General features: G+C 40.2%; 12 protein-coding genes. 10 read left to right on the top strand and 2 right to left on the bottom strand.

Annotation, left to right across the window (positions count from 1 at the left end):
* Window positions 1-50 precede the first annotated feature (50 nt).
* From HS960_RS19600 to HS960_RS19590, 3 genes are read left to right on the top strand one after another with little or no spacing between them, the layout of a single operon-like run.
* A complete protein-coding gene (locus tag HS960_RS19600; RefSeq protein ID WP_182330446.1) occupies window positions 51-866 on the top strand; it encodes a fimbrial biogenesis chaperone in 816 nt (271 codons plus the stop codon).
* On the top strand, window positions 850-1926 hold the full coding sequence (locus HS960_RS19595; RefSeq protein ID WP_182330445.1) for a hypothetical protein: 1077 nt from the start codon (window positions 850-852) through the stop codon (window positions 1924-1926). The genes HS960_RS19600 and HS960_RS19595 overlap by 17 nt, the downstream gene beginning before the upstream one ends.
* A gap of 57 nt (window positions 1927-1983) precedes the next feature.
* A complete protein-coding gene (locus tag HS960_RS19590; RefSeq protein WP_182330444.1) occupies window positions 1984-4764 on the top strand; it encodes a hypothetical protein in 2781 nt (926 codons plus the stop codon).
* A 5-nt stretch (window positions 4765-4769) separates the two neighbouring features.
* On the opposite strand, the gene HS960_RS19585 is transcribed toward HS960_RS19590, so the two are convergent.
* Window positions 4770-5567, bottom strand: a complete 798-nt coding sequence (locus tag HS960_RS19585; protein WP_228280093.1) for a tyrosine-protein phosphatase — start codon at window positions 5565-5567, stop codon at window positions 4770-4772.
* A 448-nt stretch (window positions 5568-6015) separates the two neighbouring features.
* Here HS960_RS19585 and HS960_RS19580 point away from each other — a divergent pair, with 448 nt between their 5' ends.
* From HS960_RS19580 to HS960_RS19555, 6 genes are all read left to right on the top strand, one after another.
* Window positions 6016-8016, top strand: a complete 2001-nt coding sequence (locus HS960_RS19580; protein ID WP_228280087.1) for a polysaccharide biosynthesis protein — start codon at window positions 6016-6018, stop codon at window positions 8014-8016.
* A gap of 202 nt (window positions 8017-8218) precedes the next feature.
* Window positions 8219-9274, top strand: a complete 1056-nt coding sequence (gene rfbB / locus HS960_RS19575) for a dTDP-glucose 4,6-dehydratase (RefSeq protein ID WP_182330443.1) — start codon at window positions 8219-8221, stop codon at window positions 9272-9274.
* A gap of 2 nt (window positions 9275-9276) precedes the next feature.
* Entirely contained in the window at window positions 9277-9831 is a 555-nt protein-coding gene (rfbC, locus tag HS960_RS19570; protein ID WP_182330442.1) for a dTDP-4-dehydrorhamnose 3,5-epimerase, read from the top strand.
* A gap of 6 nt (window positions 9832-9837) precedes the next feature.
* A complete protein-coding gene (rfbD, locus tag HS960_RS19565) occupies window positions 9838-10695 on the top strand; it encodes a dTDP-4-dehydrorhamnose reductase (RefSeq protein WP_182330441.1) in 858 nt (285 codons plus the stop codon).
* A 30-nt stretch (window positions 10696-10725) separates the two neighbouring features.
* On the top strand, window positions 10726-11586 hold the full coding sequence (rfbA, locus tag HS960_RS19560) for a glucose-1-phosphate thymidylyltransferase RfbA (protein WP_182330440.1): 861 nt from the start codon (window positions 10726-10728) through the stop codon (window positions 11584-11586).
* A gap of 86 nt (window positions 11587-11672) precedes the next feature.
* Window positions 11673-12485, top strand: coding sequence for a glycosyltransferase (locus HS960_RS19555; RefSeq protein WP_202883704.1), 813 nt, complete (start codon window positions 11673-11675; stop codon window positions 12483-12485).
* 6 nt (window positions 12486-12491) lie between these two features.
* Here HS960_RS19555 and HS960_RS19550 read toward each other — a convergent pair whose 3' ends face one another.
* Entirely contained in the window at window positions 12492-14429 is a 1938-nt protein-coding gene (locus tag HS960_RS19550) for a tetratricopeptide repeat-containing sensor histidine kinase (protein WP_182330439.1), read from the bottom strand.
* A gap of 372 nt (window positions 14430-14801) precedes the next feature.
* On the opposite strand from HS960_RS19550, the gene HS960_RS19545 reads away from it, so the two are divergent.
* Window positions 14802-15413, top strand: coding sequence for a LuxR C-terminal-related transcriptional regulator (locus tag HS960_RS19545; protein ID WP_159730355.1), 612 nt, complete (start codon window positions 14802-14804; stop codon window positions 15411-15413).
* Window positions 15414-15496 lie beyond the last annotated feature (83 nt).

Raw genomic sequence — 15496 nt, 5'->3', positions numbered from 1 at the left:
ATCGGAAGATACCTGCTTTTTTATGTATTTTTATGCCAAATTGTATTTTTATGAAGAACCTGATTGCCTCATTTTTCTTGCTTTTTACAGCTACAATAGCTTTTTCTCAAACGGGATTGACCGTTGGTCCGCCCAGGTTGTATTTTGTGGGTGATGCCGGACAGGCGCAAACGCAGTATGTGGATGTGACAAATCCCAGTAAAGATTATACACTCGAACTGGGTGTCTCTTTTGAAGATTGGTCTTATTCAGCCGTTGGTGATAATGAGCTTAGCCCAAAAGGAACATTACCAACGAGCTGTGCAAGCTGGCTGTCGGTATCTGAATCGTATTTCTCGCTTAAACCCGGTGAATCAAAACGATTGCAGTTGAATATGCAGGTGCCTAAGGATGCAAAATTCACTGCCGAGGTGCCAATTCATACAGCAATGCTCTTTGTCACGCAATTGAACCCTAGAGCAAGAGAAAAACAGGAAGGGGCTAATATCCGTTTGGCGGTACGCTCCGGTGTGAAGGTTTATCATCGTTTCAATGGAAGGGAAGCGCCAGATCTTGAAATTACGAATCTAGTTTATAAAGATGTGGATTCTGTTGGACAGTTTCTGGAGGTCAGTTACGATGTGACCGGAAATATCTGGCTGGAAGGAAGGTTGCGTGCCGAGTTTTTAAATCAGGAAACTGGCGAAAAGGAAGTGGTGGACAATCTTAATTTTTATTGCTTGCCTGGAGATAAGCGTAAACAATATATTGCAATTCCCAAATCGTTGAAATCTGGGAATTACCTCGTTTCAGTATTGGCATTTTATGGCGATCAGGATGTGGTTAAGATCGCGGAATTGGAGTTTAAACATGTGGCAAAGAACTAAAATAGTATTACTCTTAATTTGGGGCTTGTTTTCAGCCATGCCTCTTGTTGCGCAATTGCGGTTTTCAGTCTGGTCGGATAACTATTTCGAAGTGACGTCCTATTTGGGTAAAACAACGCCGGATCGCTTTAATATATTCCAATTTGACCTGAATGGTCTCAACGTGAACGAGAAAAATTGGTCTCTCGCGGTCCGTTTACTGGCACCAATACGTACCATTGCTGGGGGAAAGAATCGTAGTGGAAATACATTTCCCGTAGATAAAATAAGTCTACGGTGGACCGGCGACAACAATGATGCGAATTTTCGCCTAGATGGGATCGGTGCAAGCCGGACTCCGATTATTTTGCAAAATAGTAACGATGTGCTGTTGATTAATCGGGCGAAACAACCCATCAGTTCCAATGGAAATTATTATCTGCAATATCAGCTTTATAGTGCCTTGACCATTGCTCAAGGTAAATATCTGGATGATTATCTGAGTCCGGATCAGTATACCTACCTGAAGTACCGAATTCCCTTGTTGTTTACGCTGTATAGCGAAAGTGGAAAAGTTTTGGGAACGCAAGAAATTAATTATGAAATGCAATTGCCTCCCCGCCTTACCGATGGTGGAATGGTCGATATGGAGCCAGACTATAGTCTAGAGGTTGCCGCGGAAGCCGCTAATGCCACATTACAGTTTTCGACACAAAAAGATTATATACAAGGAGTTAGTTCGTTGGTTGCAAATGCAATCCGCGTGAACTCTATCACGGACTACGAGCTCCGTGTTAAGTCGGTTGATAGCGAACTTGTCCGCAATGGTGGTGGTACACTTCCGTTGTCGGTACTATCGCTTCAGTTGACTGCTGGAACAGGATTAAATAGGATAAAATCTAATCCAAAAGTATTTTTAACAACCCAAGAGCAGGTGGCGGTATCGGCGGCCTCGATGGATAAAAAGCAAGCGCAAACGTTTAATGTGGAGTATAAAGCGAATCTTACCGCTGATCAGGTGTCGGCTTCTAAATCAGGAAGCTATAGTGTGTCCCTCCTCTATTTATTGATTCCACAATAGTTTGATCCCCATCGCGTGTTTAAATGCTCTTATCATAAGATTAGATTTACAGTCTTCGTGCTGTTATTGCTGCTGATCAAGTTCGTTTGGGCACAGCAGGAAAAAACTGTGCACCTGATTTTGCCTGATCAGCTCCGTTTGGAAGCAGGTCTCAATAGTATTGATCTGCAGCTGGTCAACACGAGTGAAAAGGATTTTACTGGAGAAATCAACTTGATCTTGCCTCAAGGTTTACGAGCTCTTGGTTCGGATCGTTTAACGTTTACTGTACCCGCAGGAAAAAAACGCTTTATTACCCAACGTTTACAAAGTCAGACACCTGCACAGCTCAGGGGGCAGGCAGTAGTTGTTCAGCTTCGGGATCCACAGGGTAATATGGTCGACAATAAGACAATGGCTATCGATGTGCCACCTAAAAAAGCAGTGATCTTGCAGGATGTTTCGGAACAGCAGTATTTGAAGCATGTGGGCGACTCAATCTTTATCCGGACACGGGTTATAAATAATGGGACAACGGATGAGCAGATCAAAATCCTGTTTTCCTCCCCGGATCGAATCGGAAATACCAAATTTAAGGAAGAAAACCTTTTCCTTTCGGCAGGGCGTGATACGCTTTTCATACTCCGTTTTGCTGTGGAGAAATATATGTTAAACAGGGCGCAATACACGCTCAACATCACGGGGCTATACGATAATGGCGATGTGTTTGGGAATCTATCGGTGCTATTGTCAAATATTGCGGCAGATCGAAATTACCAGCAATTATTTGACAACCGAGGTAATTTGGCCGCATACTCGCATAATTTTTTTGATTTGCAGCTCGATAACCTGCTTGGCGAACAACAAGCTTTTTATTTCCGCTCGGAGGGGGAGTATCGTCTGGCCAATGGACAGATTCGATATAGTGCTTATTTGACCAAAACCGGTGGAATGGACCGGCCTACGTTAAGCAATACTTTTGCTGCCTTCCAGAAAGGGAACAATACCTACACGGTTGGAAATTTGCAGGAAAGTATGGAGGCTTCGGCTTTTGGAAGAGGAGTCAAATTTGACCATGTTGATACGGCCCGTGCCGCCAATTTTACAGTAGGCCTGTTACAGCGGGCTGTGGACCTGCTGGATTACAGCTCTTCCAGGGATCCCGGTTATACAGCTTTTGGAAAGGTAGTGCTGGCCGAAAATAAACTTGAGCACCGGCGTTATGAAGGACAAATCTTCTACGATCGCAATGGATTAGATAGTACAACTAGTTTGCTTTGGGCAAATTCTTTTGACTTTCTGAAACAAAAATATGCAGGCAACACGGTACTGCGCGGTTTTGTCGCCGCTGGACTTCAAAGCCAAAACGGTCGACAAGTAGGGCCAGATTCATCCATGCCTTCATGGGCATTGGGTATGCGAATGGACCAGCGTTTTGCCAAATGGAGTTTTAGCTCAGACAATTTTTATAGTTCTCCTTATTATACAGGTAATCGTCGTGGTTCTTTGCAGTTTGTCGAACGTTTAAATCGAAATTGGGGTAAGTTATCGGCTGCACTAAGTTATACCTTTTACCGGTATAACCCAAGTTATCTAAATACACATTTTCTCAATTACGCAAGCCAATCTTCCCGATGGGATTTAAGTATGTATATGCCCTTGAGTTCATTTGTGACGCTATCCGTATTGCCAAACTATAATCGCGAGATTGGAACCTATATGTTTGCTGCAGGTACCCGTGAACTGAAGTCAACCTCATGGCGACTATTGTCAACTGTGAATGTGCGGTCGCGTAACCTACAGCACAACCTGAATGTAACGACTGAGGCAGGGCTTGTGTCGATGACCGATCAAGCTGCTGGGCTTTTTGCGGTGCGGACAGATTTAAATTACAATTATAAGAGTCTGGGACTTTCAGCTTCTTATCAGCAGGGTGCTTTTCAAATTTCGGATCTGGTGAGTGCACTATTAATAGGACGTTCGTTTGGAAATCGTTTTTCTTTAGGGCCCCGTGTAAGCGGTACGTTGTTGCAGGAGAGATTACAGTGGACGGCCAATGCCCGGGCGAATCTGAGTAGCAGTTATGGAAATAGTTTTGGGGGGAATGCGAGTGTAAATTATCGTGTGCTAAAAAACACTTTGCTTACAGGACTTTTTCAATACAATTACAGTGTCATGAAAACAGGATATAACTATGATTTCAATAATTTACGGATTGGTGTTCGGCAAAACTTAAAAGGATCAAATCTTGATCGTCCAGCAATCAAAACAGGGAATTTACGGGTCTTCTGTTTTTATGATCAAAATTTTAATGGAATATTTGATAAGGGGGATGTTCCGATGGTTGATCATAGCTTTACCGTAAAAGGGGTGTTATTTGTAACGGATAAAGCAGGATATGCATCCTTTAAAAAATTACCGTACGGGTCATACTTGTTTTTTTCGCCAAAGCAGGGGCAGTATATGGCGGTTTCGAAAGAGATCGCGATACAGCAGTCAAATCTAGAAATTCAGATTCCGCTCCAGCGCGGTGGAATGGTACAGGGAGCTGTTCGTGTCGAGTACACCCAAGGGCTTAGCTTGGAGACTGATCTGAATTTAGATATTTACAAAGTGTTGGCAAAAGACAGGAACGGAAGGATCATCGAAATGTATACGGATAAGGATGGACATTTTGAGTTTGGCCTACCAGAGGGTACTTATAGTTTCTATTTGGATAATGCGAGCTTCCCCGCAAACGTATTTACAGATCAAGAGGCACAATCGGGAACGGTAAAACTTGATACTGACTTGGTCCTTGAGCCTTTTGTTTTAAAAGTGAAGTCAAAAAAGGTCAATGTCAAGCGCTTTGGGCAATAGGTTTTCTATCCGGCGATATGCTGAGACTTGACATCGCTGATATGATCTAACAGTGACTGATTTAAAATAGGGGATGTTTTTAGCATTTCTCGAACAGGGTATTTTTCGGCAATATCCGTAAGGGCCTTGAGGTGTTTTTCATGATGGAGATCAGTGCCTACAAAATCGTACATGCCTGATTTCAATAAAGTCATCGCGATTGCTTTGACGTCGACACCATAATAACGGCTGATGGATAGCAGGTTCAGCTGGAGCAGGCAGCCGGCATCTTTAATTTGCTTATAGATGTTAAAATTACCATGATAATAGTTGTATCGCTCGGGGTGCGCAAGAATTGGTTTATAACCCAGTTTTTGGATAGCTAAGATCGTATGGAAAAGAGCCTTCGCCTCCGATAAATAGGACATCTCAATAAGAACATAACCTCCTGGTATAATACAAAGCTCATTATCGCGGACAAGATCTGAAAGTCCGTCATCAATCATATGTTCAGCAGCTGCAAAAATTTCAACCTTGCTTCCGATATTCTTCAGGCTACTTTCTAGATTGCTGTGTGCTTCTTCAATACTCGATTTGCTGTTTGGGTGAACTCCTGCCATAATATGTGGCGTGCAGATAAATTTCTTCAATCCCAATCGTTGCAATCCATCAATATAAGTAAGTGAGTTTTGTACTGAAGTGCTCCCGTCGTCTATTCCAGGAAGCAAATGGTTATGCATATCCACTTCTAAAAATTCAAGCTGTGCTAGAGGTCTGATGGATGATTTATTAGTGGTGCCGAACAAATTGCTAAAGAAGCCCATAATGAAATGTTTAAAATACTAAGTTAAATTGGGACATGTGCTTTTGTTGGTATTCAATATATGATGATGCTGGCATTTAGATCTGAAATTCATATCCCAGAAAGAACTTTACAAACAATATGCCAGTTTTTTTGTTTACCGAAATGGATGTATAGCTCGGGTGAAGCTTTCTTGAGCGGAACAATCTTGCAAGTACTTTTGTTTATGTTTTTTATATTTTAATTCGCCTTTGTAACAGTTTCGGTATAATACTTGCTTGTCCCCCCATAGTGGACAAATAGCAAAGAATAGGTTTTTGTTATTGATATTTTAGGAGATTGTTTAATTGCTTGTTAAATTTTAAGTATCTTGGCGTTCTCTTACAAATATTGCAAAAGCCATATATACTGGGTTTAAGACAAAAACCTAAGACAGTATTATAAAAAATAAAAATAAAAAAGGGAAATTTATGATGGGTTCTCTGGGAGATTTAAAAAGACGTCTTCGTAAGGACAATCCGCGATGGGTTATTTTATTGATCGATATGTGGTTTGTGTTTGGAAGTTATGTGTTTTCCAACTATGTGGTTAATAACTTTAAAGGGGTGTTTGATATCGCTTTGATGTTGAAGAAACTTGTTGTGGTACTGCCTGTGTTTTTTATCACCTTTCTCTGCTACAATACCTATAGAGGTATTGTTAGGCAAACAGGAATTCGTGATACAATCAAGATATTTAAAACAGTAGCTTCAGCCTACCTTGTACTCATGCTATTGACGCTTTTGATCAAATCTGTATTTGATAAAGGTACCGTTGCAGGTGATTATTTTCGCCTCTCTTATGGCGTTCTGACTATGCAAGCGTGTATTCTGTTGGTGATTATGGTAGGCGCGCGCGTCGTTTATCGTACCATCTATGAGTATCTTTTTTTACCGGCGAGAAAAGGCGAGAACGTCCTGATTTTCGGTGCCTCACGCCCAGGTTTGATTTCTTATTCCTTATTAAAAGAAGATCAACGGATCAAATATCAAGTTGTCGCTTTTGTGGAAGATAAGATCTCGCGCATCGGTAAGCGTCTTGCGGGATTGAAAATTCGTGATATTACAGAAATATCAAAAGAATTCGTCGAAAAAAATCAGATTTCGCAGGTTATTATCGCTGTTGAAAATAACGATCCCGAACGTTTGGAATATGTGTCGGATTGGTTCCAAAATATTGGACTTGAACTGAAGATCATGCCTCCAGCGAGAATTTTACTTAATTCAGGAGCCAAGCGTGAAATCAGACCATTAAAGATTGAAGATTTATTGGGGCGGAAGCCGATCAAATTGGATCATCCTGAGATTGAGGAAGAGATGCAGGGGAAAGTGATCCTGGTTACCGGCGCCGCTGGATCCATCGGTTCGGAACTGGCCCGTCAGATCGCCAGACGTCATTATAGAAAATTAATCTTGCTGGATCAAGCTGAATCAGCATTGTATGATATACAGCAGTCTATTAAGGCTACATTGCCCGAAGATATGCATTGTGTAGTCGGTGATGTGCGTAATTATGCATTCATGCAGAATGTATTTGCAATATATAAGCCCGATTTGGTGTTTCATGCAGCGGCCTATAAGCACGTGCCGTTAATGGAGGCAAACCCCTACGAGTCAATTCAGACGAATGTATTGGGGAGCAAAAACGTGGCAGATCTCTGTATGCAATATGGTGCGAAAAAGATGGTCATGGTGTCTACGGATAAGGCTGTTAACCCAACCAATGTGATGGGGGCGACCAAACGTATGGCCGAGATTTATGTGAGCAGCTGCAGCGGTAAATCCAATACGAGTTTTATCATTACCCGATTTGGAAATGTACTGGGTTCAAACGGTTCGGTTATTCCGCTTTTTGAGAAGCAAATGGCAGAAGGAGGGCCGCTAACGTTGACCCATCCTGAAATCACCCGCTTCTTTATGACGATTCCCGAGGCCTGCCAATTGGTACAGGAGGCCGGTGTGATGGGAAAAGGGGGCGAGATCTTTGTTTTCGATATGGGCAAGTCTGTTAAAATAATTGATTTAGCAAAACGGATGATCAAGCTGAAAGGTTATCGTTACCCGGAAGATATCGATATCAAAATTGTGGGATTACGTCCAGGTGAAAAGATTTATGAAGAACTGTTGGCGAATAATGAGAATACCGTGAAGACCCATCATCCTAAAATCATGATCGCAAAAGTAAATCACGATGAATTGCTGCTTAAAGCAGAACGTATCAATGCGATCTGCCAGCAGATTTTGGATGCAGATGTTCAACTACCAGATTTTATGGAGCTTGTTGCCGGAATGAAGCAGATCGTTCCGGAATTTAAATCTCAAAATTCGGAATACGAAGTGCTTGATGCAGTGGCGGGGGAGGAAGAGATCGAATTGGTTAATGAGCCGCCGGTCGAGGTTCCGGTATATTCTTTAGTCAAGAATGTTTTATAATCTGAGTATAAATCAGCTAAGTTGTTGACTAGTTGAAATATAAGAAATTAAAAAGCCCTCTTTTAGAGGTTTTTTTTCTTAATGATTATGTTTACTCAAGGATTAAAACTTGTCAATTAACAAAAATCATCCTAATTTTAGCGAACTATTTGGTGAATTCATCATTCCTAGGTCAATGGCCTAAACATTCGATAGTCATTATATGAATAAAACAATTTTAATTACTGGAGGAGCAGGATTTATAGGCTCGCATGTTGTACGTGAGTTTGTATTAAAATATCCCGAATATCGGATTGTTAATCTGGATGCTTTGACCTATGCGGGTAATCTGGAGAATCTAAAGGATATAGAGCATTTGCACAATTATACCTTTGTTAAGGGAGATATTACAGATCAACATGCTGTATTGGCTATTTTTCAAGAATATCAGCCCGATGGCATAGTCCATTTGGCAGCGGAGTCCCATGTCGACCGTTCAATTGTCGATCCAATGGCTTTCGTTATGACCAATGTTATAGGAACGGTCAATTTATTGAACGCGGCCCGGATAATTTGGAAGGATAATTTTGAAGGAAAACGTTTTCATCACGTATCAACAGATGAGGTTTTTGGCGCTCTCGGTAACGAGGGATATTTTACGGAAGAGACAAAATATGATCCGCACTCACCGTATTCAGCTTCCAAAGCAAGTTCGGATCATTTTGTGCGGGCTTACCACGATACCTACGGCTTGCCTATTGTTTTGACCAACTGTTCCAATAATTATGGTCCTAATCATTTCCCAGAGAAATTGATTCCGCTTTGTATTCATAATATTTTAAATAATAAAGCACTCCCTGTTTATGGTGATGGAAAATATACCCGCGATTGGTTATATGTGATCGACCATGCAAAAGCCATTGATCTCGTTTTTCATGAAGGGAAAAATGGAGATTCCTATAACGTGGGCGGATTCAATGAATGGCAAAATATAGATCTGATCAAGGAGCTGTGCAAACAAATGGATGAGAAATTGGATCGTGCCAAGGGCTCTTCAGCACAATTGATTACTTTTGTTAAAGATCGACCGGGACATGATTTGCGTTATGCCATTGATGCTACGAAGATCAATAAGGAATTGGGATGGAAGCCTTCAGTAACTTTTGAAGAAGGACTGTCGTTAACTATAGATTGGTTTTTGTCTAATCAGGAATGGTTGGAACATGTAACATCTGGGGATTATAAAAAATATTACGACAATCAATACAAAGACGCATAAGGATGAGGTATACGGAAACTAAATTAAAGGGCTGTTTTATACTTGAACCGACTGTTTTTGAGGATGAAAGAGGTTATTTTTTTGAATCATTTAATGAAACGAAACTAACTTCCATATTAGGTTATAAGCCACACTTTGTTCAGGATAATCAATCCAAATCACAGTTTGGTGTCGTACGCGGCCTACATTTGCAAGGCGGTGAGCATGCGCAGGCAAAATTAGTCCGTGTTGTTGAAGGTAGCGTATTGGATGTCGCTGTCGATGTTCGTCCAGGGTCCCCTACGTTTGGACAACATATTAGCGTAGAACTTTCAGCTGATAATAAAAAGCAGCTATTTGTACCGAGAGGTTTCTTACATGGCTTTTCGGTATTGTCAGAACATGCGGTGTTTTTCTATAAATGTGATAATAACTATCATAAAGAATCAGAAGATGGTATAAATCCTTTAGATCCGCAATTGGCGATAGATTGGCAAATTCCCCATGAACGAATGATTCTCTCACAAAAAGACCAGAAGGCACAATCCTTTGAAGGATTACGCCTGAAATTAATTTAAGAGTATATGCGGATTGTTATAACAGGGGCTTCGGGGCAAGTTGGGTCAGAATTAAAAGATCTTTTGCTGGAGGATACAGAAAAAGAGTGCTATTTTTTGGATAGGAAACAATTACCGTTGGATCAAATCCAGATCATACAGGAAATCTTGGCGATATATCAACCTGATCTCATTATTCATGCAGGTGCATATACAGCCGTAGATAAAGCGGAGGAGGATCAGGTGACTGCGAATCTGGTCAATCATTTTGCCTGTGAAGAGATTGCACAATACTGCCACATCAATCATACAAGACTTATCGCTATTTCAACTGATTATGTTTTTGATGGGACATCTGATGTGGCTTTAACAGAAATGGCTGCAACGGCACCTATCAATGTATACGGAGAAACTAAGCTGGCCGGAGAACAGGCGATTCAGAAATGGTGTCCTGAAGCAATCATCATACGTACCTCTTGGGTATATTCCTCTTACGGAAAAAACTTTGTAAAAACGATGTGCCGTTTAATGGCTGAGCGTGATGAAGTCAATGTAATCAACGACCAAATTGGAAGCCCCACCTATGCAAGAGATCTTGCTGCTGCAATATTAAAAATTGCAGATTCTTCCGGATTTGAATCCGGCATCTATAATTATAGCAACGAGGGGGCGGTTTCTTGGTATGACTTTGCTGTAGCGATACGTGATTTTCGTTCGTTTGATTGTCAGGTAAACCCGATTCCCACAAGTGCATACCCAACACCTGCGCGTAGGCCAAAGTATTCTTTGCTCGATAAATCAAAGATCAAGGATACTTTTGCGGTTGAAGTGCCCAACTGGGAAAAAAGTCTGGCTAACATGTTAGCTGAAGAGTTTAAAAATTAAGAGAGTGTTCTCAATTTAAATACAAGTACTATGAAAGGAATTATTTTAGCAGGCGGCTCAGGAACAAGATTACATCCCTTAACACTGGCTGTAAGCAAGCAGCTAATGCCTGTATACGATAAGCCCATGATATATTACCCCCTTTCAACATTGATGTTAGCGGGGATACGTGAGATTTTGATTATATCGACGCCACAGGATCTTCCGAATTTCAGAAAACTACTTGGCGATGGCACACAATTGGGCTGTCGATTTGAATATAAAGAACAGCCAAGTCCCGATGGATTAGCACAGGCGTTCTTATTGGGCGAGGAATTTATCGGTAACGATAAGGTAGCCCTTATTCTTGGAGACAATATTTTCTATGGATCGGGCTTATCGAAGCTTTTACAGTCTTGTGCTGATCCTGATGGAGGTGTTGTTTTTGCCTATCCCGTTCAAGATCCGGAACGGTATGGTGTAGTTGAATTTGACGATGCAAAGCATGTTGTTTCTATTGAGGAAAAACCAAAAGAACCTAAATCCAACTATGCGGTGCCCGGTGTTTATTTCTATGATAATGATGTCGTCGCTATTGCTAAAAGTATAAAACCCTCTTCCAGGGGAGAGCTGGAAATTACGGATGTCAATAAAGAATATTTGCGTCAGGGTAGATTGAAAGTGGGGGTTTTCGATCGAGGAACGGCCTGGTTAGATACAGGAACTGTTCAATCCTTGATGCAGGCTGCGCAATTTGTACAAGTGATCGAAGAACGGCAAGGAATGAAAATAGGTGCCATAGAAGAAGTAGCTTATCGAATGGGGTATATTGACCGACAACAGTTATTGGATGTTGCGTCTCCACTAAGAAAATCCGGATATGGGGAGTATTTAATACAATTAGTTAAATAATTATATTAAATTTGCAATTTTTATGGTCAATCTGGATAGTATAGTTCTTATTCAAGACTATCACACAATTCATTATTATAATAAAAATGATAACTGCTTCAATAGTATTATTTAAACAAACATATGCTGAGATCGAATCTCTATTAAATGGATTAAACCAGTCGGGTATCAATACCCTTTTTATTATTGACAATTCGCCATTTAATGCTATCGAAGAAAAGATTAAGATTAATCACCCAAATATTCAATATATACATCAAGCGGATAATCCAGGATTTGGCGCTGCGCATAATATTGCAATCAAGAAGGCGATGTCTCTCGGGAGCCGTTATCACTTTGTTGTTAACCCAGATGTGCATTTGAAAGACCATGTTGTCATGTCGCTAGTTGATTTTTTGGAGAATAATGATGAAGTAGGTATGGTTATGCCGCAAATACTGAATACGGATGGGACTATCCAGTATTTGCCGAAATTTTTGCCTACCCCTATTTCCTTTTACAAACGGATATTATATCGTAAATTTAACGTATTCAAATCTTTTATTACAAAATACGAGCTTAGAGATATAGCCTCAAACTTAATATATGATACCCCTGTTATTTCTGGATGTTTTACGTTATTTCGTGTCTCAGCACTACAGGAAATAGGACTTTATGACGACCGCTTCTTTATGTATCTTGAAGATTGGGACATATCGAGAAGGATGAATGTAAAATATAGGACGGTATATTACCCTAAAGTAGCTGTTGTACACGGATATGCAGCAGGCTCAAGTAAAAGTTATGGTCTGTTTAAGGTTCATATTAGCTCTATCCGCGCATATTTTAGAAAATGGGGTTGGTTTTTTGATAGTGAAAGGGCTCGCCTAAATGAGCGGACAAGGAAACAATTCAAGTAGCGTAAATCAGCTGTTTTTTGATATCTGAATATAGAATGTACTTCCAAACCCAATCGTACTTTCGATAGAAATTGTACAGTTAATTCGCTTTGCAAATTCGTGGCATAATAGAAGTCCTATTCCAGTCCCTTTTTCATGAAAAGTGCCTTCGAAACTCTTTTGAAATCCCTTGTCCTGAAGTGAACGGATAGTAGCTGCGTCCATGCCTAGACCTTCATCTCGAATAGAGATAATAATGCTTTGGGGATTCTCCTGCTGACCAATTACAACAGATTTTCCGCTGAGACTAAATTTGATGGCGTTGTTGAAGATATTGCGGATAATAAACTCAAACCGCTTTAAATCTGTTTTGATGGCCAATTCGGCAGAGATGTCAATCGTTACATTTAATTTCTTAAGGTGAATTCTGTCGGCAAACAATTGCTGACATTCTTCTATCACATGTAATGGATATACTGTTTGGATTTCGAGTTTGTCATCGGCCATCTGTTGCGAGGACCAGACTAAAAGATCATCTAGCATCTTTGAAGCAACTTCTACCTGATAGCCAATGTTGAGCAGCATTTCTTTGATTTCATTGGCTGGCAGATCTACGATTTTTGCTACAGAGAGTAGAGTCTGGAAAGTCGCAATAGGGCTGCGAAGATCATGCGACACAACGGAAAATATACTGGATCGAAACCGATCGGCATGGAGGAGTTCTTCATGTTGATGCCTGATCTCGGTGGCCTGCTGATCGACTTTCCGTTTTTCTTCACGTAATAATCTATTCTTTCTGATCAACAACAACACCATAATCGAGATAATTAAAAGAATAAAAAAGGTTGTTAGCCACATCAATTTTACCCAATGTGCTTCACGTTCTACACTCACGTTTTTTAATAACAAGTTTTTATTCTCAAGTTCCTTCTTTTCACTTTCATACTTCTCTCGAAGTTCTTCCCGAATACGGACGCGTAAAACCTCAGCATCTTCGTGAAACTTTCGATCCGAACTATCCTGATCACTCAGTATTAAATGTGCATCCTGCTCTTTGATCGCTTTCGCTATTTTATCGAAATCTCCCTGAAGATCTTCCGTCAGATTTGTGAAGCCGCTTTCTGCGATCACACTTTTGATAAGAGCTACTTCTTTTGCGGCCAGATCAAACCGCTTTTCTTTGACGTAAATGTTCGCCCGATTGATGCGGGCATAACTTTCGCCGACAGGATCCTTTTTCTTCGCGGTAATGTCAATCGCAAGATCGGTATAGTATGTACTCCATTCGAGCTTATCTGCCTTGAGATAGAGATAGCTTAATAAAATGTAGGTATTGAAAAGGTCGACTTCGGGTGCATTGGCTTTACAGAATTCAACCGTTTTTACCAAATAATCGATTGCATGGGCAACATCCTGCTTCTTCTCTCCATTCAAGGCGTTTTGGGCATATATATTCCCAATATTAGTCGATATGTTGGCACGATTCCTAGTGTCGCGCAATTCCTTTGCGAGATCAAGTGCCCGTTGATAATATTTTAAGGCCTGGTCGGGATCATAACTTTTATTGAAAACATTTCCTATGTTAAGGTAAGAAAGCATCACCCCTTTCTTATCGTTTCGTTCTTCCCGTTTTTTGAGTACCTTGAAATGAGTTTTTACACTTTCATCGAAGTTGTTAAGTTTCAGGTAAATGACACCTTGTAGATTTAATAAATCGATTTGTAAGGGTTCGAATTTCTTTTCGCTGATGAGGTTTAACCCTTTGGAAACGATCTCCTGTGCTTCTTGGGGATTACTGCGGTAAATTTCTGAAGCAACTTTATAATAAGCTAATATTCGTGTAGAATCGCTGCTTGCTTCCGCCAGCTGCTTGTCTAACTTGTCCCAACCACTATTTTGGCCATGTGCAGGAAAGATAAACAACACTGTTAAAGTAACAATAAATAGGATAGATAGACGACCCATCGGGATTTTTTTTCAAATATAATTAAGTTTTTAGTAATGTGTGGACCACGACTTGTAGAGCTGTGAATAGCATATGATGTTGTGACATTTAATTTTCAGTCGAAGAAATTTAGATTTCTAAATAATAAAAATTATATTTATATAAATCGTTTTTAATCTATTTATTGGCCAGTATATAAATTATTGTGAAATTCATTTCTAAAGTGATTAATTTCACTTCGTCTTAAATTTTATTATGATTATTTTTTTTCTTTAGAAACAATTTTAAGGATCGGTTTGTCTATATTACAATAGATTGATAGCATAGAGTTCTAAATAGCGTGGAAATCGGTAGGGTTTATAGTGTTCAGTTTAATTAAAATGTGAAATATCATGATTACAGTTGGGATAATAGACATGGATGAGCAAGAACGGGTGGAAACAAAAAAAATCATCTCGGAAAAAAATATAGCTGAATCAACAATCCCGATCCATGTACTCTTTGATCGGGATACACTTGCGTCTTCAGGGCGCAATCAAGTTCCTGATGTTATGATTGTCGACATTGATCATCAGGATAGCTTAATTGTCGAAAGGGTGAAAAGCGTGTTCCCAAGGGCTGAAATACTGGTTCTGACCAATAATTGTGATGTAAGGATGGTGCGTAGCTGTTTTAGGCAAGGTGCGGTGGGGTATATGTTGAAGAAAACATGTCTCCAATCTTTAAAAAATGCGATAACAATGACATTGGGAAATGGTTCTTTTATTAGCCCTTTTGTTAATCGCGCTTTGATTGAACAGGCCTTCAGTGCCAAACAATCCGAAAATTTACTGACTGCGCGCGAGTTGCAGATCGCTAATGGTATTATTGAAGGCCTTAGCTATAAAATGATTGCCCAAAAATATGCAATCTCGTTGGACACGGTACGTATTTATATCAAGCGAATATATAGAAAGTTTCAGATCAATAGTAAAGGTGAATTGATTGCGCAATTGACGGCTTAATAATTCATTACATGAACATGTGACCTCCTAAATTTCGATCTATTTAAATTTAGCCTGATTTTTATAGCTACTTTAATGATATG

Source organism: Sphingobacterium paramultivorum (genome assembly GCF_014109745.1).
GTDB lineage: Bacteria > Bacteroidota > Bacteroidia > Sphingobacteriales > Sphingobacteriaceae > Sphingobacterium > Sphingobacterium paramultivorum.
Note: the sequence above shows the minus strand (reverse complement) of the source record. Positions and strands in the feature narration are given on the sequence as shown.